This is a genomic window from Moorena sp. SIO4A1 (genome assembly GCF_010672065.1).
In the GTDB taxonomy this organism is placed as follows: Bacteria; Cyanobacteriota; Cyanobacteriia; order Cyanobacteriales; family Coleofasciculaceae; genus Moorena.
Genome location: NZ_JAAHHX010000927.1, coordinates 1 through 1168, shown reverse-complemented (window position 1 = coordinate 1168; position 1168 = coordinate 1). Strand labels below are relative to the sequence as shown.

Annotated in this window: 1 pseudogene; it reads right to left on the bottom strand. The window is 39.6% G+C overall.

Annotated elements, in window-relative coordinates:
• Nucleotides 1–539 precede the first annotated feature (539 nt).
• Nucleotides 540–1168: pseudogene (locus F6K53_RS44165) on the bottom strand (2'-5' RNA ligase); the annotation flags it as partial.

Below are 1168 nucleotides of genomic sequence, written 5' to 3'. Positions count from 1 at the left end.
ATTCCCTTAAGTATGCATACCCCTATGAGTGGAGCACTCCCGAGCCCACCGAAAAGCCTGGTGAGGTGATGACCACTTTGGTGCGATATTTTTACTTAGACTAGGATAGGAATTTGCCAGGGCTTTGACGCCCTGGCCACCATCAAGATTGAAAGTTGTTTTCTGAAGCGGGATGAAGTAGTATGGAATAGCATAAATCGGAGGTTAGAATGTGGTTGCTTTCGAGCAATTGCTGACTAACTCTGGAGGAATGTTTTTAGTCATTAGAATTGATTTCATTGAGTTGACCTATTGTGTACTCGTTTTTGTGTACACAATAGAATTCGGTCAAGACTTGGGGTTAACCAGAACTTGACCGAGTTTTTTTTTGCTATATATTTAAGCATTCAGTTATCAGCTGTCAGCTGTCAGCTATCAGCTATAAGCATACGGCGGTTTGCATAACTATCAGGTACACAGGATTGTTTTCCCTCTTCCCTCTTCCCTGCTCCCTGCTCCCTGTTCCCTGTTCCCTGTTCCCTGTTCCCTTTGCTATATGCTTACCCCAAATGCATGTAATCTAAATCTAATAATGTTTCTAATTTCCCTATGGGAAGATGGCACAGGAATTCTCGGACACTGGATACTTTCTGGGCGCGCAAAGCAAATAATGTCCCACAGTAGGGAAGATGTTTAACTGCTAAAGCAAAATCTTTCTGTAGAGGGATGTCTTTGTATTGTTCGTAGCTTGTTTCTATTTCTCTAACCAAAGCGTCATAGTTAGCTTTAATTTGATTAAATAATTCCAACCATTTGGGATAGTAAGTTAAAAACTCTTCTCCTTCATTGGTTAAAATAATCTCCAATATACTACGAGTAGAAAATCCGCTTTTGGCAGAAGATATTTCTATATATTTCGCCGATTTTACTTTAAGTCGATTAAAGCGATGGTCGCAAACAATATAGCCCTCTGATATCATCGGATCTAAAGCTTCTGTAGCTTTGATAATCAAGGGTAACGTTGTTAAAGGATACGTCTTAACAATTTCCCATCCATATTTTCCTTCCCATTTACTGGGTAATTCTTCCTGCAATGTCTGAATATTTCTCGCCCCATGCAGGATGAGTTTTTCTCTATTATGTCGCACTACAATGCGATTATAAGGAGTCATTAACTCAAACATAAAAC